The sequence below is a fragment of the Immundisolibacter cernigliae genome, assembly GCF_001697225.1.
Taxonomy (GTDB): Bacteria; Pseudomonadota; Gammaproteobacteria; order Immundisolibacterales; family Immundisolibacteraceae; genus Immundisolibacter; species Immundisolibacter cernigliae.
The window spans coordinates 2,638,645-2,659,325 of the sequence record NZ_CP014671.1 but is presented as its reverse complement, the minus strand read 5'-3'; the positions used below and the strand labels follow the sequence as shown (position 1 = coordinate 2,659,325).

16 protein-coding genes are annotated in these 20,681 nt (G+C 70.7%); 7 read left to right on the top strand and 9 right to left on the bottom strand.

Annotation, left to right across the window (positions count from 1 at the left end; genetic code table 11):
* Window positions 1–72: 72 nt before the first annotated feature.
* The 4 genes from PG2T_RS12665 to PG2T_RS12650 all read right to left on the bottom strand — a co-directional run bounded on the left by PG2T_RS12665 (window position 73) and on the right by PG2T_RS12650 (window position 5,102).
* On the bottom strand, window positions 73–951 hold the full coding sequence (locus PG2T_RS12665; RefSeq protein WP_068806155.1) for an EamA family transporter: 879 nt from the start codon (window positions 949–951) through the stop codon (window positions 73–75).
* A gap of 120 nt (window positions 952–1,071) precedes the next feature.
* Window positions 1,072–1,434: a DUF6763 family protein gene (locus PG2T_RS12660; protein WP_068806152.1), complete on the bottom strand. Its 363-nt coding sequence runs from the start codon at window positions 1,432–1,434 to the stop codon at window positions 1,072–1,074.
* A 44-nt stretch (window positions 1,435–1,478) separates the two neighbouring features.
* Entirely contained in the window at window positions 1,479–2,399 is a 921-nt protein-coding gene (locus PG2T_RS12655; protein WP_068806149.1) for a histone deacetylase family protein, read from the bottom strand.
* A gap of 3 nt (window positions 2,400–2,402) precedes the next feature.
* Window positions 2,403–5,102 carry a bifunctional acetate--CoA ligase family protein/GNAT family N-acetyltransferase gene (locus PG2T_RS12650; protein ID WP_068806146.1) on the bottom strand — a complete coding sequence of 900 codons (2,700 nt, stop codon included), beginning with the start codon at window positions 5,100–5,102 and terminating at the stop codon, window positions 2,403–2,405.
* A 327-nt stretch (window positions 5,103–5,429) separates the two neighbouring features.
* Between PG2T_RS12650 and PG2T_RS12645 the strand changes: the two genes are divergently transcribed.
* From PG2T_RS12645 to PG2T_RS12620, 6 genes are all read left to right on the top strand, one after another.
* Window positions 5,430–6,095 (top strand): response regulator, encoded by a 666-nt coding sequence (locus PG2T_RS12645; protein ID WP_068806143.1) that lies wholly within the window; start codon window positions 5,430–5,432, stop codon window positions 6,093–6,095.
* A gap of 25 nt (window positions 6,096–6,120) precedes the next feature.
* On the top strand, window positions 6,121–7,494 hold the full coding sequence (locus tag PG2T_RS12640) for a histidine kinase dimerization/phospho-acceptor domain-containing protein (protein ID WP_158513198.1): 1,374 nt from the start codon (window positions 6,121–6,123) through the stop codon (window positions 7,492–7,494).
* Window positions 7,495–7,570: 76 nt separating this feature from the next.
* The gene (locus tag PG2T_RS12635; protein WP_068806137.1) at window positions 7,571–8,614 is read left to right on the top strand and encodes an efflux RND transporter periplasmic adaptor subunit; all 1,044 of its coding nucleotides are present in this window, start codon (window positions 7,571–7,573) and stop codon (window positions 8,612–8,614) included.
* 1 nt (window position 8,615) lies between these two features.
* Complete coding sequence (locus PG2T_RS12630) at window positions 8,616–11,684, top strand: efflux RND transporter permease subunit (RefSeq protein ID WP_068806134.1); 3,069 nt, start codon at window positions 8,616–8,618, stop codon at window positions 11,682–11,684.
* Window positions 11,681–11,989, top strand: a complete 309-nt coding sequence (locus tag PG2T_RS12625) for a DUF3240 family protein (protein WP_068806131.1) — start codon at window positions 11,681–11,683, stop codon at window positions 11,987–11,989. The genes PG2T_RS12630 and PG2T_RS12625 overlap by 4 nt, the downstream gene beginning before the upstream one ends.
* Window positions 11,986–13,290, top strand: a complete 1,305-nt coding sequence (locus PG2T_RS12620) for a TolC family protein (protein ID WP_068806128.1) — start codon at window positions 11,986–11,988, stop codon at window positions 13,288–13,290. Before PG2T_RS12625 ends, PG2T_RS12620 begins: the two co-directional genes overlap by 4 nt.
* Window positions 13,291–13,353: 63 nt before the next feature.
* Here the strand turns inward: PG2T_RS12620 and lysS are convergent, their stop codons facing one another.
* Together lysS and prfB are read right to left on the bottom strand one after the other, a co-directional pair.
* Window positions 13,354–14,841, bottom strand: coding sequence for a lysine--tRNA ligase (lysS, locus tag PG2T_RS12615; RefSeq protein WP_068806125.1), 1,488 nt, complete (start codon window positions 14,839–14,841; stop codon window positions 13,354–13,356).
* 3 nt (window positions 14,842–14,844) lie between these two features.
* Window positions 14,845–15,943 (bottom strand): peptide chain release factor 2 gene (prfB, locus tag PG2T_RS12610; protein WP_145931089.1). Its coding sequence is split into 2 segments (ribosomal slippage): window positions 14,845–15,867 and window positions 15,869–15,943, totalling 1,098 coding nucleotides; the frame shifts between segments, so codons are not numbered across the junction.
* Between the two features lie 130 nt (window positions 15,944–16,073).
* On the opposite strand from prfB, the gene PG2T_RS12600 reads away from it, so the two are divergent.
* A complete protein-coding gene (locus PG2T_RS12600; protein ID WP_068806116.1) occupies window positions 16,074–16,943 on the top strand; it encodes an alpha/beta fold hydrolase in 870 nt (289 codons plus the stop codon).
* 72 nt (window positions 16,944–17,015) lie between these two features.
* Here PG2T_RS12600 and PG2T_RS12595 read toward each other — a convergent pair whose 3' ends face one another.
* From PG2T_RS12595 to PG2T_RS12585, 3 genes are all read right to left on the bottom strand, one after another.
* Complete coding sequence (locus PG2T_RS12595; RefSeq protein WP_068806113.1) at window positions 17,016–18,167, bottom strand: alkane 1-monooxygenase; 1,152 nt, start codon at window positions 18,165–18,167, stop codon at window positions 17,016–17,018.
* Between the two features lie 32 nt (window positions 18,168–18,199).
* A complete protein-coding gene (locus PG2T_RS12590; protein WP_068806110.1) occupies window positions 18,200–19,627 on the bottom strand; it encodes an aldehyde dehydrogenase family protein in 1,428 nt (475 codons plus the stop codon).
* A gap of 135 nt (window positions 19,628–19,762) precedes the next feature.
* A complete protein-coding gene (locus PG2T_RS12585) occupies window positions 19,763–20,659 on the bottom strand; it encodes an NAD(P)-dependent oxidoreductase (protein ID WP_068806107.1) in 897 nt (298 codons plus the stop codon).
* Window positions 20,660–20,681: the final 22 nt, after the last annotated feature.

The following is a 20,681-nucleotide window of genomic DNA, read 5'->3' as shown; positions in this document are numbered from 1 at the left end:
CCGCAGCCGGGCTTCTGCAGCGCGATGATCGCCCGGCATAGCCGGGCTCCTACAGCGCCGGTGCAGGCGATATCACTGATGCGCCAGCACCGCCAGCGACAGCGAGGCCATCAGCAGCAGGGCACCGACGGCGCGCTTGCGGTACTGGGCGCCGGTCAGGCGCTCGACGCCGGCCATGCCCAGCCGGCCCATGCCGTACACCACCGCCAGCACCCACAGGCCGCGCGAGGTCTGCACGATGTTGACGATGGTGGCCTTGCCGGCCAGGCCGAAGGCCATCATCAGGAACACCATGCCGGCAATCTGGATCGCCGCGTAGCTGCCCAGCGCGCGGCCGAACGGCAGACTCACGCGCCAGCGGCCCGGCAGCAGCGTGAGGGTGACCGGCAAGGTCAGGAACGCCGGCACCAGCAGTGAATAGACGCCGATTTCGAGCGGGCTGACGCCGGCCCGGATGGCGCCGACCAGCAGCACATCGGTGACGCCATACAGCAGTGCGGCGGCGGTGACGAACAGCGCCGAGCGCAGGCTGCCCTTGAGTTTGCCGTCGGACAGCAGGAACAGGCTCGCGAAGGCCCCGGCGGCGCCGACGTACACCAAGGGTTCGTAGGTCTCCCCCAGCAACACGGCCGAGATGCCGGCCACGGCGAACAGCTTCAGCCCCAGCATCGGCACCACGAAGGACGCATCGCCGTGGCGCAGGGCCAGGATGAAGAACACCTGCCCGGCCACCACGCACACGCCGATGGCCGCCAGCGTGCCCGGCATCTGCAGCACCGCGTCGTAGCCGGCCCACGGCAGCGCCAGCGCCGCCAGCAGGCCGCAGGCGACCTGGCTGAGGATGGATATCTGGAACGGGTCGCGGCTGTAAACCCACAGCCGCTTGGCGAGCGTGAACGAGATGGCGTGCAGCCAGGCAGCGGCCAGGGTCAGCAGCACATAGCTGGGCATGATGTTCCGTCTGTCTTGTTATCGCCGGCCGCGCATTCGGGGCCGATGCTGCGACCGATTGGTCGGTCAGTCCGCTGCCCCCGGGTGCCGCCGCTTGCTCGCGCGCCGACGGGCGGCGCGTTACTCGTCCCAGTCGCCGCCCAGCTCCTCCGGGGGCAGGTCATCATCACGGGCGGCGCGTCGACCCCGGGGGCGAGCTTCGGCGTCCGGTTCGTCCCAGTCGTCTTCCGGCACGCCGATCTCGGGCTCTTCTTCTTCCTCCTCGTCCACGGCATCGAGCGGGCCGGTCCAGTCCTCCGGCGGCTCGGCCGGTTCCAGATCGATTTCGTACCAGTCGTCGAGGGGAATTTCGTCCAGCGTGCCATCCACGTACTGGATTTCCACACTGGCGGTCTCCTCGTCGACGGCCACCACCTCGAAATCGAGGCCCTTTTCGACGTGCTGGTACCAGTTGCCGACAATCGGGTCCATGTCATAACTCATAAAGGGTTTCCTCTGCGAAGCGTTGCCGCGGCCTGTGCCGCGGTTCAGGTAAGCAGGACGTCAAGATGCGCCCGCACGCTGCGGGCCAGGGCCGGCAAATCGTAACCGCCTTCCAGCACCGACACGATGCGGCCCTGCGCGTGGCGCGCGGCCAGTTCGTGGACGACCCGCGTCACCCAGGCGTAGTCGTCCTCGGTCAGGCACAGCTGGGCCAGTTCGTCATCGCGATGGCCGTCGAAGCCGGCCGAGATGAACATCATCTGCGGCGCAAAGCGCTCCAGCGCCGGCAGCCACTCGTCCTCGATCGCGGCGCGAAAGGCCTCACTGCCCAGGCCGGCGGCAATTGGGGCATGGACCACATTGGGGGCCCGAAAGTTCATGTCCGTGTACGGATAAAACGGGTGCTGGAAGCTGCTGCACAGCAGCACGTCGGCGTGATGATGAAAAATTTCCTCGGTGCCGTTGCCGTGGTGCACGTCGAAATCGACGATCGCCACGCGCTGCACCCGGCCGCTGGCCAGCGCGTGCGCGGCGCCAACCGCGACGTTGTTGTAGAAGCAGAAACCCATGGCGCGGCGGCGTTCGGCGTGGTGACCCGGCGGGCGCACGCAGCAGAAGGCATTTTGCACCGTGCCGGCCAGCACCAGATCGGTCGCCTGCACCGCCGCGCCCGCGGCGCGCCGGGCGGCGGCCAGCGTGTAGGGATTCATGGCGGTGTCCGGATCCACGTGGATCAGGCCGTGCTCCGGGCTGCGGGCGTCCAGGGCGTCCAGATAGTCGGCGTCGTGCACGCGCAGCAGTTGTTCGCGCGTCACTTCCGGCGCCTCGAAATGGCGCAACAGCGGATCCAGGCCGGTCGCGATCAGGTGATCCTGGATCGCCGCCAGGCGACCGGGGGCTTCCGGGTGCCAGGGGCCGGCGTCATGTTCGTTGCAGGCCGGGTGGGTGATGAAGGCGGTGTGCATGGCTCAGGTCGCAGGCAACGCGGTCAGGTCCAGGGTCACCCGCACCAGGGACGGATCATCGGGGTCATCCTTGACCCGGAAGCCGAGCTTGCGCACCAGGCCCAGCATGGCCGCGTTCTCGCGCAGCACGTCGCCCCACACCTCACGCAGGCCGCGCTTTTTGGCGTAATCGATGATCTGGCGCATCAGCAGCGCGCCCAGGCCCTGGCCGGTCATGTGCTCGGGCACCACCACCGCGTACTCGCCGCGCTCGTTGTCCGGATCGGCGGCGATGCGCACCACGCCGAAGATTTCCGTGGTGCCCGGAATGCCCGGTTCGGTCAGGATCAGCGCCATCTCGCGGTCGTAGTCGATCTGCGTCAGGCGCGCGGCCAGGCTGTGGCCGAGCTCCTTCATCGGCACGAAAAAGCGCAGCCGCACCTGCTCGGGCGTCAGGCGTTCGAAGCTTTTCTGCAGCTTCGGCTCGTCCTCGGGCAGGATCGGCCGCAGCAGCAGGCTGCGCCCGTCGCCGATCACCACCGTCTGCTCCAGGGACTTCGGATAGGGCCGGATCGCCAGGCGCGGGGCGGCCGGATCGGCCACCGGGGCCACGCGCACGCGCACGTCCACCGCCAGCACCCCTTCGGGGCTGGCCAGCAATGGGTTGATGTCGAGCTCCACCAGTTCGGCCAGGTCGGCCGCCATCTGGGCGACCTTGATCAGCGTCAGCGCGATGGCGTCCAGATCCGCGCCGGGGATGCCGCGGTGGCCCTGCAGCAGGCCGTGCACGCGGGTGAAGCTCATCAGCTCGTGCGCCAGGCGCATGTTCAGCGGCGGCAGGCCGATGGCGGTGTCGTTGAGCACCTCCACCGCCGTGCCGCCCTGGCCGAACAGGATGCACGGCCCGAACTGCGGGTCGACGGCAATGCCGACGATCAGCTCGTGGCTGCGGCTGCGGTCCAGCATCGGCTCGACCTGAAAGCCGTCGATGCGCGCATCCGGGCGGCTCTTGCGTACCTGTTCGAGCATCGCCTCGGCGGCGCCGCGTACCGCGGCCTCACCCTGCAGGCTCAGGACCACGCCGCCGACATCGGTCTTGTGGATGATGTCCGGCGAGCGGATCTTGAGCGCCACCGGGCCGCCGATGTCGGCCGCTGCCTGGCCCGCCGCCTCGGGCGTCGCGGCGTGCCGCGGCTGCACCTGCGGGATGTGATAAGCGGCCAGCAGCGCCGCAACTTCATCCGGCGACAGCCAGTCCCGATGATCAGCCAGGGCCTGGCGACAGACATAACGCGCACGCTCGGCATCCGGCTCGAACTGTTCCGGCACCGACGGCGGGGTTTGCATCAGCGCCAGCCGGCCACGCCGGTAACGCTCCAGGTACATGAAGGCGCGCACCGCCTCTTCCGGCGTGCGGCAGGTGCCGATGCGATTGTCGGTGAACACCTGCCGCCCGGCCCGGGCAACCTGATCGCCCACCCAGCTGGTCACCAGCGTCTTGCCCGGCTTGCTCCTGAAGGCGCGCACCACGGCGCGGGCCGCTTCGGCCCCGTCGGCGACGGCCACCGGCGCGTGCAGCGCCAGCACGGCATCCACGCCCGGATCCTGCAGCAGCGGCAGCAGGGCCGCCTCGTAACGCTCGGGCGGCGCGTCGCCGACGATGTCGACCGGATTGCCGTGCGACCAGGTTGCCGGCAACACGCGGTCGAGCGCTGCGATCGTGGCCGGCGCCAGCTCGGCCAGCCGGCCGCCCATGTAGCCCAGGGCATCGGTGGCCATGATGCCGATGCCGCCGCCGTTGCTGATGATGGCCAGCCGGTCGCCCGCGGGCGGGCGCGTGGTGGCCAGGATCTCCGCCGCCGTGAACAGCTCGTCCAGGGTGTGCACGCGCAGCATGCCGGCGCGCCGGAACACCGCGTCGTAGACCGCGTCGTTACCGGCCAACGCCCCGGTGTGCGAGGCCGCGGCACGGGCGGCGGCGGCACTGCGCCCGGCCTTGACCACCACCACCGGCTTGACGCGCGCCGCGGCACGTGCCGCCGACATGAACTTGCGCGGACTGCGCACCGCCTCGATGTACAACAGGATGGCGTCGGTGTCCGGGTCGCCGGCCAGGTAGTCCAGCAGGTCGCCGAAGTCCACGTCGGCCACATCGCCCAGCGACACCAGGTGCGAGAAGCCAACCCCGCGCGGCTGCGCCCAGTCGATGACCGAGGTCACCACCGCGCCCGACTGGGCGACGAAGGCCAGCCGGCCGGCGCGCGGCGTCAGGTGCGCAAAGCTCGCATTCAGATGCTGTCCGGGCACCATCAGACCCACGCAGTTGGGCCCGACAATGCGCAGCAGATGCGGCTGGGCGGCCTCCAGCATGGCGCGGCGCAGCGCGCCGCCGTGCGCGTTGTCGCTGTCCTTGAAACCGGCGGTGATGATCACGGCCGCCTTGGTGCCACGGGCGCCCAGCTCGGCGATCAGGCCCGGCACCGTGTCCGGTGGCGTGGCAATCACGGCCAGGTCCGGTGCCAGCGGCAGGCTGGCCACGTTCTTGTACGCCAGCACGCCCTCGACGGCCACGTACTTCGGATTGACTGGCATCACCGGCCCGTCGAAACCGGCCCGGAACAGGTTGCGCGCCAGCACGGCACCGACCGAGCCTGGCCGGGTGCTGGCGCCGATCAGCGCCACCGATTTGGGTTTGAACAGGTAGTTGAGGTTGCGGATGGTCATCGGGCCGGTGCCGGGACGGGAAATGCTTTCGATGCTAGCAGGACAGTGGGACGGTGAGCGGTCAGATGACGGACACCACGCTGAAACCCAGGGCGGCTCCACCACCCATGCCATCCCTCCCCGCCCTCCTGCCTGCCGCCGGCGGGCAACCGCGAGACTTGTCGCGCACCGCGTCAATCGGCCGGCGCGGCACCGTCGATCGCGCCGCGCACCGGGCGACGCCGCAGGAACACCAGCGGCGCCGGCCCCGACATGCCAGGCGCCATAATGCCTGCCATGACCACTCGTAGACCGCCCACGCCGGGCGCCGCGGCGGCCGGCTGAGCCATGCGCCTGCTGCTGGTGGAAGATTCCCAGCGCCTGCGCGAGGGCCTGCAGATGGGCCTCGCCAGCGCCGGTTTCGCGGTCGATGCCGCCGCCGACGGTGCTGCTGCCCTGGCCTTTCTGGACGGCTACGACTACCCGCTCACGGTGCTCGATCTGGGCCTGCCAAAGGTCGACGGCATGGCGGTGCTGGCGCATCTGCGCGCCCGGCGAGTGCCGACCCGGGTGCTGGTGCTGTCGGCCCGCGACCAGCTCACCGACCGCGTGGCGGCGCTGGACGCCGGTGCCGATGACTACCTGGTCAAGCCCTTCGCGCTGGATGAGCTGATCGCCCGCCTGCGGGCACTGGGCCGGCGCTACCACGGCGCGACCACGGCGCAGCTGGCGGCCGGCAATCTCGAACTCGACAGCGCCCGGCGTGTCGCCCGCTGCGCGGGACGGCCGCTGAACCTGTCGCCGCGCGAGTACGCGCTGCTCGAAGTCCTGCTGCACGGCCGCGGCCGGGTGCTGTCGCGGGCCATGCTGTTCGAGCGCCTGTATGACGCCGATGCCCGCGCCTCCGACAAGGTGATCGAGGTGCTGATGAGCGGCCTGCGCGGCAAGCTCGCCGCCGCCGGCTGGGATGGGCAGATCGAAAACCGCCGCGGTTTCGGCTATGTCCTGGGCTGAGTACCGACGCGGCTGGCGGCCTTCGTTGCGCAGCACCCTGGGGTTGCGCCTGGGCCTGACCGTGGCGCTGACCATGGGCGGTCTGTTCGCGGTCATCGACTATCTGGTCGACGCCGAGCTGTACCGGCGCTTCGACGTCGGCCTGGCGGCCCGGGCTCAGGCGCTGACCGCCTACCTGGGCGCCCCCGGCGCCGGCCGGCAACTGCCCATCGAGGCCCTGCTGCCGCAGTTTGGCGGCCACGGGCACACTGATTTCTATCAGGTCTGGGACGGCCACGGCGCCGTGCTGGCGCGCTCGGCCTCCAGCCATGGGCGCGATCTGGCGCGCCCGGCGCAACCGAGCAGGGACGGCGCCTACTACGACCTTCGGCTGCCGGACGGCCACCGCGGCCGCGCCCTGGCCCGGGTGGTGCCGCTGCCGTCCGATGACCCGCGCGGCGCGCTGCTGGTCGTGGTCGCCGAAGAGCGCGAGGCGCTGGATGCGCTCGAGCGGCGTCTGCACCGCATCCTGGTCACCGGCACCGGCGGCACCCTGCTGCTGGTCCTGGTGCTCACCGCCTGGTCGATCCGCCGCGCGCTCGCCCCGCTCGATGCCTTCGGCCGCGCGGTGGCGGAACTGCCACTCGACGGCGGCGGCCAGCCGCCGCCAGGCGACGACCTGCCGAGCGAACTGGCGCCCGTCGCCGGCAAGCTCGCGGCCACGCTGGAGCGCCTGCTGGCCGCGCTCGAACGCGAGCGGCGCTTCTCGCGTGATCTCGCCCACGAACTGCGCACGCCGCTGGCCGAGGCGCGGCTGCTGGCCGAACTGGCCCGGCGCCAGCCGGGTATTGCGGGCGCACATCTCGCCCAGCTCGACGCAGCGCTCGCCGAGATGACCAAAATCGTCAACGGCCTGCTGTATCTGGCCCGCGTCGAGGCAGGCAGCGAACAGCCGCAGCCGGAGCCGGTCGATCTGGCCGCGCTGCTGGCGGCACAGGCCGAGCGCTGCCGGATGCCGGCCACCGACCACGGCCTCGACTGGCAACTTCGGGTCGAGCCCTGCTGGGTGCTGACCGATGCGGCGCTGCTCGAGCGCCTGCTCGCCATCCTGTTCGACAACGCCGTGCAGCACGCCCCGCCCGGCGACTGCCTGCGGGTGCAGTGCGCCTGTGATCCCCCCGCGCTGTGGCTGGAAAACGCCGCGCCGCTGCTCGAACCGGCCGATCTGGGCCGCCTCGCGGAGCGCTTCTTTCACCGCCACGAGGGTGGCAACGGGGCCCATTCCGGCCTCGGCCTCGCGCTCGCCCGGGCGTTGGCTACCGCGCTCGGACTGCAACTGTCCTTCACGCTCGATGGCGGCCGCCTGCGGGTGTCGCTCGGCGGCTTTGCGCCCGTCCCGGCCGATCCGGCGCAGGGCTGAAAGCCACCGCCCGTTTTAAGCGTTTCCAAAGTCTGGGGTCGGACACTGCGCGCCAGTCCCGTCACCGGAAGCTGCGATGCGCCCTCTCGCCCTCGCCCTGGCCGTCCTGTTCGGCCTCATTCGTCCGCTGCTGGCCGCCGACATCGCCGTCAGCCCCGAGCAGGCCGCCGCACTCGGCGTCGAAACCCAGCCGGCCGCGCCGGCGACGGTGCTGATGGCCGCGCGCCTGCCGGCCACGCTGGTGCTGCCGGGCAGCGGCGCCCGCGCGGTGGTGGTGCCCTTCGGCGGCGTGGTGACGCGCCGGCTGGCGCAGGAAGGCGAGGCGGTGGCGGCCGGCCAGGCGCTGGTGGAACTGCACAGCGCCGAGTATCTGGCCGCCCACGCTGCCCAGCGCGACCGGCAGGCGCGACTGGAACAGGCCCGCCAGCAGGCGGCACGCGATACCGCGCTGCTGCGCGAGGGCATCGTGCCGGCACGCCAGGCACAGCAGAGTCAGGCGGCGCTGGCGGCCGCGCAGGCCGAGTTCGGCGCCGGCCGCGACCTGCTCGCTGCCACCGCCGCGGTAGACGGCCAGCCGGCCGTCTACCGGCTGCTGGCGCCAGCCGCCGGGGTGGTGCACGAGGGCGAGTTGCGCCTGGGCGAGCCAGTCGCCGCTGGCCACAGCGCCGCGCTGCTGCTGAGCGGCGATCGCCTGTGGGCCGAGGCGCAGCTGCCGCCGACCCTGGTCGGGCGTGTGCGCGCCGGGCAGGCGGTGCGCCTGCCCGGCGGCGAGCCCGCCGGCCGGGTGATCGCCGTGGGCACCGTGCTCGATCCGGCCAGCCGCGCCGCGCTGCTGCGCGCCGAGCTGCCGGCGGCCGGACTGGCCGCCGGCCAGACCCTGGAGATCGAGATTCTCGACACCCCGCCGGCGGCCGCCCGGCGGGTGCCGGCCGCTGCGCTCGGCCGCGACGGCGATCAGACCCTGGTGTTCCTGGCGGTGGACGGCGGCTTTCGGCCGCAGCCGGTGGAGGTCCTCGGCCGCGATGGCGAGTACGCCGTGGTGCTGGGGCTGCCGGCCGACGCCAGGGTGGTGGCCCGCGGCGTGGCGGCGCTGAAGGTACTGGCCCGGCAGGAGCCCTGAGATGCTGTCGCGCCTGGTGGAATTCGCCCTCGCCCAGCGCCTGGTGGTGCTGCTGGTCACCGCGCTCGGCGTGGGCGCCGGCATCACCGCCTGGCGGCAGCTGCCGATCGACGCCTTCCCGGACATCTCGCCGACCCAGGTCAAGCTGATCCTGAAGGCGCCGGGCATGACCCCGCAGGAGGTCGAGCAGCGCATCCTGGTGCCGCTGGAGATGGAACTGCTCGGCCTGCCGCGGCAGGTGCAGCTGCGGGCCCTGGCCAAGTACGCGATCGCCGATCTGACGCTGGTGTTCGAGGACGGCACCGACATCTACTGGGCGCGCCAGCAGGTGGCCGAGCGCTACGCCGGTGTGCGCGACGCCCTGCCGGCGGGCGTCGAAGGCGGGCTGGCGCCGATCGCCACACCGCTGTCGGACCTGTTCATGTTCACCATCGAGGGTGATCTGAGCCTGGTCGACAAGCGCGATCTGCTCGACTGGACCATCCGCCCGGCGCTGCGCACCGTACCCGGTGTGGCCGACGTCAACGCGCTCGGCGGCCGCGTGCGCACCTACGAGGTGGTACCGGATCGCGCCGCGCTGGCCGCCGCCGGGGTGACACTGGCCGAGCTGGCCGCCGCCCTCGAGGTCAACAACCAGAACGACGGCGCCGGCCGCCTGCACGACGGTGAGGAGGCGCTGGTGGTGCGCGCCACCGGCGCCTATGACGGGCTCGACGCCGTGGCCGGCGTGGTGGTGGCGCGGCGCGACGGCCGGGTGCTGCGCGTGGCCGATCTGGCGCAGGTGCGCTTTGGCGAACTCGCGCCGCTCGGCGCGGTGAGCAAGGACGGCCGCGGCGAGGCGGTGGAGGCGATCGTGGTCGGTCTGCGCGGCGCCAACGCCGGCGCGGTGGTGGCCGGCGTGCGCACCAAGCTCGACGCGCTGCAACCGAGCCTGCCGCCCGGCGTGACCCTGAACGTGTTCTACGACCGCAGCGAGCTGATCGCCCGCGCCGTGGGCACCGTCAGCCGGGCGCTGATCGAAGCCTCGGTGCTGGTGGTGGTGCTGCTGCTGCTGTTCCTGGGCGAGCTGCGCGCGGCACTGGTGGTGGCCACCACGCTGCCGCTGGCCGCGCTCGGCACCTTCCTGCTGATGCGCCTGACCGGCATGAGCGCCAACCTGATGAGCCTGGGCGGACTGGCCATCGCCATCGGCATCCTGGTCGACGCCGCCGTGGTGGTGGTCGAGAACGCGGTCGAGCGCCTGACCGGCGACGAGGCGCAGCGCCTGCCGCGGCTGCACGTGATCTACCGCGCGGTCACCGAGGTGGCGCAGCCGGTGGCCACCGGGGTCTTCATCATCGCGCTGGTGTTCCTGCCGCTGCTGACGCTGGAAGGGCTCGAGGGCAAGCTGTTCGCGCCGGTGGCGCTGAGCATCGTGTTCGCGCTCGGCGCCTCGCTGCTGGCTGGACTCACCTTCATCCCGGTGCTCGCCTCGCTGGTGCTGCGCGCCGGGCCGCACCGCGAGCCCTGGGTCATGCGCCTGCTCGGCCCGGCCTACGCGCGCCTGCTGGCGGCCTGCCTGCGCCGCCCGGCGCCGGTGATCGCGGTGGCCGTGGTCGGCCTGCTGCTGGCCAGCGGCGCCTACCTGCGCACCGGCAAGAGCTTCATGCCGACCCTGGACGAGGGCGCCATCCTGGTGCAGCTCACCAAGCTGCCGTCGATCGACATACAGGCCAGCCTCGCCCTCGACCAGGCCGTGCAGCGCGCCATCCTGGCCGAGGTGCCGGAGGTGAAGAGCATCGTGGCGCGCCTGGGCTCGGACGACCTCGGCCTCGATCCGATGAGCCTGAACGACACCGACAGCTTCCTGGTGCTGGCGCCCAAGCAGGACTGGCGGGTGCCGGACAAGGACTGGCTGGCCGCGCGCCTGCGCGCGGTGCTGGCGCGCTTTCCGGGCATCGAGTTCACCTTCACCCAGCCGATCGAGATGCGCGTGGCGGAGATGCTCACCGGCTCGCGCGGCGATCTGGCGGTGAAGATCTTCGGCCCGGACCTGGCCGAGCTCGACCGCCTGGCCGGGCGCATCGCCGCGGTGCTGGAACAAACCCCCGGCGCCAGCGAGGTGTTCACCGTGCACAACGACGGCGTGCAGTACCTGCAACTGCGGCTCGACCGCCTGGCCGTCGGCCGCGCCGGCCTCGATGCCCAGGCCCTGCAGCGCGAGCTGCGCGCCCAGGTGGACGGCCTGCGCGCCGGCACCGTGCTGGAAGGCAACAAGCGCATCCCGCTGATGGTGCGCGGCGAGCCGCGCCTGCGCCGCGACGCCGACGCCCTGGCCGAGACACGCATCGCCCTGCCCGACGGCGGCAGCGCGCGCCTGGCCGATCTGGCCCGCATCGAGCGCATGGCCGGCCCGATCAAGGTGGACCGCGAGGACGGCGAGCGCTTCGCCGTGGTGCAGGCCAACGTCGCCGGCCGCGACCTGGTGGGCTATGTGGACGACGCCCGGGCGCGCGTCGCCGAAGCGGTGCCCCTGCCGCCCGGTTACCGGCTGGTATGGGGCGGTCAGTTCGAAAATCAGCAGCGCGCCGCCGCGCGCCTGGGGCTGGTGGTGCCGGTGGCGCTGGGGCTGATCTTCTTCGTGCTGTTCGCCACCCTCGGCTCGGTGCGCCAGGCGGTGCTGATCCTCTCCAACATCCCGTTCGCGCTGATCGGCGGGGCGATCGCCCTGTGGGCGTCCGGCGAGTACCTGTCGGTGCCGGCCTCGGTGGGCTTCATCGCCCTGCTCGGCATCGCGGTGCTCAACGGCCTGGTGCTGCTGACGCACTTCAACCAGCTGCGCGCCGCCGGCCTGCCGATCGAGCAGGTGGTCTACGACGGCGCCCGCCGGCGCCTGCGCCCGGTGCTGATGACCGCCGGCATCGCCGCCCTGGGCCTGGTGCCGCTGCTGCTGCAGACCGGGCCCGGCTCGGAGATCCAGCGCCCGCTGGCGATCGTGGTGCTGGGCGGGCTCATCACCTCGACCGCCCTGACCCTGCTGCTGCTCCCCATCCTGTACCGGCGTTTCAGCGCCGCGGAGGCGCGCCCATGAACCCCGACCTGCAGCAACTGACCCTGGTGTTCCCGGACGAGCTCGAAGGCCCGGTGCTGGATGCGCTCGGCGCCATCGCACCGGAGCAGCCCTATACCCTGCTGCACGCCACCGGGCACGGCCGCGACTTCGCCGCCGCCAGCAGCCGCGAGCGGGTACGCGGCCAGGTCGGGCGTCGGGTGCTGTGGCTGGTGGCGCCAGTGGGTGAACTCACGACACTGATCGGCGCGCTGCGCGAGCGCATCCACAGCCGCGACCTGGTCTGGTGGCGGGCGCCGGTGGCCGCCTTCGGAGACTTTTCATGAAACAAACGCGCATGGCAGCGGTGCTGACACTGGCTGCGGCGCTGGCCGTCAGTGCGGCCCAGGCAGGCGCCGCCGAACCGGTGCCGCTGCTGCCGGACCCTGACACCGCCCACCAGGTGCTGTCCGAAACCCCCGCCGTGCAGGCGGCGCTGGCGGCGCGCGAGGCGGCCCGGGCACGCGGCGAGGCGCTCGACGCCGGCCCCTACGAGTTCGAGCTCGACGCCGTCGGCCAGCGCCGCGACGTGCGCCGCGAGGGCGACTACGACGAGTGGGAGGCCGGCATCAGTCGGCGCCTGCGCCTGCCCGGCAAGGCGGCACTGGACCGCGAACTGGGCGCGCTCGGCAACGAAACGGCCGAGCTCGGCATCGCTGACGCCTTCCACGGTGCGGCGCTCGAACTGCTCGACGGCTGGTTCGGCTGGCTGGATGCGGCCAGCGCCGTGGCGGCGGCCACAACCGCCCGCGACCGCCTGGCCGAGGAGCGCGCGGCGATCGACAAGCGCCTGGCGCGCGGCGACGCCGCCCGCATCGACCTCGACCTTGCCGAATCCGCGCTGGCCGGCGCCGAGGCGGCGCTGGCCGAGGCGCGCACCACCGCCGCCGAAAGCAGCGCCGCGCTCGGCGCGCGCTACCCCACCCTGCCGCTGCCGGCCGCGCCGCCGCCCATACCTGATCCCGAACCGCCGGCCATGGACGCCGCCGCGCTGGCCGCCCAGATCGTCGCCCGCAGCCACGAGATCGGCATCGCCGAGGCTCGCTACCAGCAGTCCATGAAGCGCGCCCAGCGCGGCGAGCGCGACCGCCGGCCGGATCCGGCGCTCGGCATCCGCACCCTGTCCGAACGCGGCGGCGACGAGACCGCCGTCGGCCTGACCTTCAACATCCCCATCGGCGGCCGCTACCGGGCGGCCGAGGCGCGTGCACTGGCCGCCGATGCCGGCGCCGCCGGCGCCGAGCTCGACGCCGTGCGCCGGCAGATCGTGGCCGGTTCCCGCGCCGTCACCGCCCGCCTGCAAGGCAGCCTGGCCGCTTGGCAGGCGGCGCGCCGCGCCGCCGAGGCCGCCGACACCCACGCCGCGCGCGCCCGGCGCGGCTATCAACTGGGCGAGACCGACCTGTTCAGCCTGCTGGCCGCCGAGCGCACCGCCCAGGGCGCCCGGCGCGCAGAAATCGCCGCCCGTATCGCCGCCCACCGTGCCGTCGCCCGGGTGCGGGTCGACGCCCACCAGATGTGGGCCTACCATCACCACGGGCACGAAGAAGACGGCGCAGCGGCGGACGAGCACCTGCACGCGCAGTGACGTCCGCCGCTTGCGGCGGGCGGCGGCGAGGATCGCGCGGCGCGCCGTAGCGGCGCCGCGGCTTCAGCGCTCCGGGCGCAGGTGCGGGAACAGGATCACCTCGCGGATGGAGGTGACGTCCGCGAACAGCATGGCCAGCCGGTCGACGCCGATGCCCTCGCCGGCGGTCGGCGGCAGGCCGTATTCGAGCGCTTCCACGTAGTCGGCGTCGAAGTACATGGCTTCCTCGTCGCCGGCGGCCTTGCGGGCGGCCTGCTCCAGGAAGCGCGCCGCCTGATCCTCCGGGTCGTTCAGCTCGGAGAAGCCATTGGCCAGCTCGCGCCCGGCGATGAACAGCTCGAAGCGCTCGGTCAGCGCCGGGTTGTCGGCGCGGCGGCGGGCCAGCGGCGAGACCTCGACCGGGAAGTCGGTGACGAAGGTCGGCTGGATGAGCTGTTCCTCGACCACTTTCTCGAACAGTTCGAGCTGCACCTGCGCCAGCCCGTCGTCGTCCTTGACCACCAGGCCAAGTTCCAGCGCCAGGGCGCGGGCGGCGTCAAGATCGGCCAGCAGTGCCGGCGTGGCACGCGGCAGATAGGCGCTGATGGCCTCGGCCAGCGTGTAGCGGGCGAAGGGCTGGCCGAAGTCGATGGGCTGGCCCTGATAGCTCAGTTCTGTACTGCCGAGCACGCGCCTGGCCAGATCCCGCAGCAGGCGCTCGGTCAGGTCCATCAGGTCGCGGTAGTCCGCGTAGGCCTGATAGAACTCGAGCATGGTGAACTCGGGGTTGTGGCGCGTGGACAGGCCTTCGTTGCGGAAATTGCGGCCCAGCTCGAACACCTTCTCGAAGCCGCCCACCACCAGCCGCTTCAGGTACAGCTCCGGCGCGATGCGCAGGTACAGGGTCATGTCGAGCGCGTTGTGGTGAGTCACGAACGGCCGCGCCACGGCGCCGCCGGGCATCGGCTGCATGAGCGGGGTTTCGACTTCCAGAAACCCGTCCGCGACGAACCACTCGCGCAGGCCCGTCACCAGCGCCGAGCGGATGGCGAAGGTGCGCCGCGCCTCGTCGTTGACGATCAGGTCCAGATAGCGCTGGCGGTGGCGGCGCTCGGCATCCTGCAGGCCGTGCCACTTGTCCGGCAGCGGACGCAGCGATTTGGTCAGCAGGCGCACCGACTCGGCGCGCACGGTGAGCTCGCCGGTGCGGGTGCGAAACAGCGTGCCGGTCACGCCGATGATGTCGCCCAGGTCCAGGCGCTTGAAATCCTCGTAGGCGTCCTCGCCCAGCACGTCGCGCTGCACGTACACCTGCATGCGGCCGGACTGGTCCTGCAGGTGCACGAAGGACGCCTTGCCCATCAGGCGGCGGGTCATGATGCGCCCGGCGATGCGCACCGCCACCGGCTGCGCTTCCAGCGTCTCGGCGGTCGCATCGGCGTGCACGCTCAGCAGGTCGCCGGCCAACGCGTCGCGGCGAAAGTCGTTGGGGTAAGCCTGTCCGGCGTGGCGCCAGTCGGCCAGCTTGCCCCGGCGAATGCCGATCTGCTCGTTGTCGTCTTCGTGGTGCATGGCTTACAGGCCGCTCTTGAGGCTGGCTTCGATGAACGGGTCCAGGTCGCCGTCGAGCACCGCCTGCGTGTTGCCGGTCTCGACGTCGGTGCGCAGGTCCTTGATGCGCGACTGGTCCAGCACGTAGGAGCGAATCTGGTGACCCCAGGAGATGTCGGACTTGGCGTCCTCGGTGGCCTGCGCCTGGGCGCGGCGGGCGTTCAGCTCGCGCTCGTACAGCTTGGCGCGCAGCTGCGCCATGGCGGTGGCGCGGTTCTTGTGCTGCGAGCGGTCGGCTTGGCAGGCCACCACCACGCCGGTCGGCACGTGGGTGATGCGGATGGCCGACTCGGTGCGGTTCACGTGCTGGCCGCCGGCGCCGGAGGCACGGTAGGTGTCCACACGCAGGTCGGCCGGGTTGATGTCGACCTCGATGTTCTCGTCCACTTCCGGATAGGCATAGACGGAGGCGAACGAGGTGTGGCGGCGGTTGCCGGAGTCGAACGGGGACTTGCGCACCAGGCGGTGAACGCCGGTTTCGGTGCGCAGGTAGCCGTAGGCATACGGGCCGCGCACGTGCACGGTGGCGGACTTGATGCCGGCCACCTCGCCGTCGGATTCTTCCGTGATCTCGACCTCGAAGCCTTTGCGTTCACACCAGCGCAGGTACATGCGCAGCAGCATCTGCGCCCAGTCCTGCGCCTCGGTACCGCCGGAGCCGGCCTGGATGTCCAGATAGGCGTTGTTGGCGTCGGCCTCGCCGGAAAACATGCGCTGGAACTCCAGGCGCTGCACATGGGCTTCGAGACGCTCGACGTCCGTCGTCAGCGCAGCCGCGGCGGACTCGTCATCCTCCAGCTCGATCAGCTCGGCCAGCTCCAGGCTGTCGGCGATGCCGCGCGTCAGTTCACCGATGCCGCCGACGACTTCTTCCAGCCGCGCCCGCTCGCGGTTCAGTTCCTGGGCGCGGTCGGCGTTTTCCCAGACCTTGGGGTCTTCGAGCTCGCGCAGGACCTCGGTCAGGCGCTCTTGCTTGGTATCGAGGTCAAAGATACCCCCGTAGCGTGGCCACCCGCGCCGCCAGTTCTTTCAAGGTGTTTCGCTGGGTGCTGATGTCGATCATGGTCGGGCGGCGGACAGGTGGCGCATAAAGGGCGCGCATGGTACCGCGCCGGCCTCATGCGCCCAAAAAAAGCTGCCGCCGCGCTGCTACCATCGCCCGGCGCGACAACACCAATCAACGGAGGAGCCCCATGCCCATCGCCCGCCTGAACGGCATCGACATCAACTACCAGGTCAACGGCGACGGGCCGGAAACCCTGGTGCTGGTGCACAACGTGATCGCCAACATGAGCGCCTACGACGACAACGCGCCCGTGTTCGGCAAGCATTTTCGGACCATCCGCTTCGACCTGCGCGGGCACGGCCAGTCGTCCAAGGTCAGCACGCAGGATGAAGCGCCGGACTTCTACACCTACGAGAACACCGCGGCCGACTTGGCCTCGCTGCTGGATCACCTGGGCGTGGAACGCTGCCACGTGCTGGGGCAGGCGTATTGGGGCGTGAGCACGGCCAGCACCTTCATGGCGCGGCACCCCGAGCGCGTGCAGAGTCTCATCGCGGTGAGCTGCGACCTGTTGGCCACGCCCGAAGGAAGCGGCCTGTTCGACAGCATGACGCCGCAAATGCGCGCCGGCTTCGAGCGCCTGCACGCGGTGGCGCGCAGCGAGGGCATGCTGGCCGTGTTCGAGGCGCGCAAGCAGACGCGCACCTTCTGGGGCGATCGGCTGATGGCGAGCCCGGCCATTCTGGAGCGCTTCCGGCAGATGTACGCCGACACCTCGCCGCTGACCTTCCTCAACTTCCCGCTCATGCGCCCGGCCGCCAAGCAGGCCATCACCGACGCGCTCAAGGCGCACCGCATCCCGACCTTCGTGCTGATGGGCGTGCAGGACCCGCATCCGACCGAGATGATCGCCCACTGGAAGGCCGACTACCCGGACTGCCACGCCATGCTGCTGCCTGATTGCGGCCATTACGTGGCGATCGAGAACCCGGGCGACTTCAACCGGGCGGTGCTGAACTTCCTGGCTGGTGTGCGCGCGTACGGTCAGGGGTTCTGACGCCAGGCCGAAAAGCCGCTTCAACCGTCCACGGGGTGGGGTGCTCCCATACCCCGTGGACTTCTCCCGGGCTCAGTGGATATGGGCCCCGGCCACGAAACGTTCCGGCAACGCGCCGGGCAGCGCGTGCGGCACCACCTCGCCCTTGTCGTAGAAAGCCTCGAGCACCGGGTGCACCAGCCGCCGCCAGACCGGCGGCACGAAGGCGGCGAAGATCATGGTCAGGTAGCCGTACGGCAGGCGCGGCGCCTCGGGTCGCACGCGCAGGATCTGGAACGGCCGGCCGGAGTTCTCGTGATGGTCGGCGTGGCGGTCCACCGCCGTGAACAGGAAGTTGCTCAGCATGTAGCTGTCATCCCAGGAGTGAATCGCCCGCGGCGGCTCGTACTCGCCATTGGGCAGCTTGCGCCGCGACAGGCCGTAGTGCTCCAGGTAGTCGCCCACCGACAGCAAAAAGCGCGGCGCGGCGTATTGCAAAGCAAACAGCGCCAGCGCCAGCGGCCCGAAGTACCAGGTCAGACCCACTACCCAGGCCAGTTCGTTCAGGGTCAGCCAGATCATCAGGTTGCGCGGCGACAGCCAGCCGCTGCCCAGACGGCGCAGGCGCTGCGCCTCGATCTGCCAGGACATCACGAACTTGCGCGAGATGTTGCGCACCGTGAACTGCCAGAACGACTCCCCGTAGCGCGCCGAGCCCGGATCTTCAGGCGTCGCCACCACGTTGTGGTGCCCGTAGTTGTGATAGACGAGAAAATTGGCCATGCCGCACAGGCACAGCACCTGCACGCCGATGAAGCGGTCCAGGCGGCTCGGGTGATGACACAGCTCGTGCGCCAGCGTGGCGCCAAAACCGACGCCGACCGCCATCGACAGCGCCAGCCCGATCTGCGCGTACAGCGCCATGTCGGTATTGATGATCAGGTGATAGCTGAACAGCACCAGCGCGATCTGTACCGGCAGGTACGCCCACAGCGTCAGGCGGTAATACAGGCTTTGCTCATACTGGCGCTCCAGGTGCGCCGGCACGTTGGCATTGTCCTCGCCCAGCCAGCGATCCAGGAACGGCCCGACGCCAAACAGCAGAACGATGGTCAGCCAGTGCCACATCCCGCCGCCCAATGCGTAGCCCACAAACGGCAGCAGCGCGGTCAGGCTGACTGGAAGGGCGCCGACCTTGGTCAGCGGACTGAGTCGAACCTTGCCTTGCTCAAGCGCGACGTCCATGTCGATTTCTCCTGCCTGGAATTATCGAAAACTCACTTCACGAAGCGGTCCATGATTCGGGACAGACGCGCCGAATACGGCGGCATGACCCAGCGCGTGAAGCTGATGCCGCTGACCTGGCGCAGCACCGCGCGCTCGTTCGAGAACGCCTGAAAGCCATAGAACCCGCCCGACTTGCCGATGCCGCTGTTGTTCACGCCGCCGAACGGCAGGTTCGGGTGCAGGCCATGCAGCATCACGTGGTTGATGGTGGTGCCGCCGGCCGAGGTGCCGCGCAGGATGCGCTCGACGTTGTCCTTGATGCGGCTGAAGGCATACAGCGCCAGCGGCTTGGGCTTGGCGTTGATCAGCTCCAGCGCGCGGTTCAGATCCTGATAGCCGAGCACCGGCAGCAGCGGGCCGAAGATCTCCTCCTGCATCAGCCGCGAGTCGAGCGCCACGTCGGCCAGCACCGTGGGGGCGATGAAATTGTCCGCCGCATCGGACTGGCCACCGGCCACCACCCGCGCGCCGCGCGCCAGGGCGTCGTCCAGCAGACCCTGCACGCGGGCGTGGTGGCGCCCGTTCACGATGCGCGTCAGGTCCGGCGCCCTGCCGGCCTCGCCGGTGGCGTGCGTTTTCAGCTGCCGACCGAGCGCACCGAGCAGCTCTTCCTTGCGCGACTCGTGCACCAGCACGTAGTCGGGCGCCACGCAGATCTGGCCACCGTTGAGCAGCTTGCCCCACACCAGGCGCTCGGCAGCGGCCTCGATGTCGGCGCTCTCGTCCACGATCACCGGCGACTTGCCGCCCAGCTCCAGCGTGACCGACGTCAGGTGCTCAGCCGCGGCGCGCATGACGACCTTGCCGATTTCCGGACCGCCGGTATAGAAAATGTGATCGAACGGCATCGTCAGCAGCGCCGTCGCCACTTCCGGCCCGCCCTCGAACACCGCCACTTCGGCCTCGTCGAAGGTTTCGGCGACGATGTTGCGAATCACCGCGCCCAGCGCCGGAGTCATCTCGGACGGCTTGATGATGGCCGTGCAGCCGGCGGCGATGGCGCCGGTCAGCGGCACGAAGCTCAGAAACACCGGCACGTTCCACGGCGCGATGATCAGCGCCGCGCCCTTGGGCTCGTAACGGATTTCGCCGCGCGTGCCGAGCATGTTGATCGGCGTCTTTACGCGCTGCGGACGCATCCAGCGCTTCAGGTGCTTGAGCGCCAGGTCGATGCCCTGCGTGACCGGCATGATCTCGCCCAGCAGCGCTTCGACCGGCTGCTTGCGCATATCGGCGTGGGCCGCCGCCACGATGTCCGCCTTGTGCGCGATCACCGCCGCGCGCAGGCGGCGCAGTTTTTCCAGCCGCTGCTCGGCGGTGGTCTGGCGCAGCTCGATCTTGCGCGCCTGCTGCAACGCGAAGACCCGATTGATTTCGTCCTGCAGACGGGACTGGGGCAGCTCGTTGATGGCGTTCATCGCGGTTCTCCTTAACCTGGGCCGAAGAACCCGAATATAAACTGAATAAGCGTTAGGGAAGCGTTGCAACGGGCGCCCTGGCGGGGGACAAACCGGCACCAGAGGCCGGGCAGACGGACGACACGTGACCGCCGCTCAAGGCGAAGCGCCGAACAGCTGCACGCCGGCATCCCGTTCCAGCGGCAGCAGCATGGCCAGGGTGTCGCGATCGGCATAACCGGCTGCCATGGCGGCATTGATGGCCGCGAACGCCGTCTCGCCGGTCGCGCTGCGCACGCCGCATGCGGCGGCCATTTCGAGCGCCAGGCGCAGATCCTTGTGCAGCAGCTCGGTACGGAACTTCGGTTCCAGGTCGCGCGCCTTCAGGCGCGGGTACATCATTTCCAGAATCGCGCTACGCCCGCTGCTGCCCATCAGCACCTGATACAGCGCGTCCAGGTCCACGCCGGCTTTCTGGCCCACCAGCAGCATCTCGATCAGCGCCCGCTGATGCACGCCGACCAGCAGGTTGTTGATCAGCTTGGCCACGGCCCCGCTGCCGGTGGCGCCCATGTAGACGACCGTCTTGCCCATGGCATCCAGCACCGGGCGCGCCTGCTCGAACACTGGCCGTTCGCCGCCGACCATGATGCCGAGCGTGCCGGCCTGCGCGCCGGCCGGGCCGCCCGACACCGGCGCATCGAGAAAATGCACGCCGCGGGCGCGGGCAGCGGTATCGATCCTGCGACAGGTGTCCGGTCCGACCGTGCTGTGGTCGATCAGCAGCGTGCCCGGCCGGGCCGCCGCCACCAGGCCGTCGGGTTCGAGGTACACGCGCTCGACGTCGGCCGGCATCGGCAAACAGGTACACACGGCATCCACCGCCGCGGCCAGCGCCGCATAACCGGCCGCCTCGGTTGCACCGGCGGCCAGGGCCCGCTCGATCGGCCCGCGGCTGCGGCTGACCACCTGCAGCCCGAACCCGGCCTTGCGCAGATTGAGAGCCATCGGCAGCCCCATGCTGCCCAGTCCAACGTAACCGACCTGCACCATTGCACACCTCCTGCAAAAATTG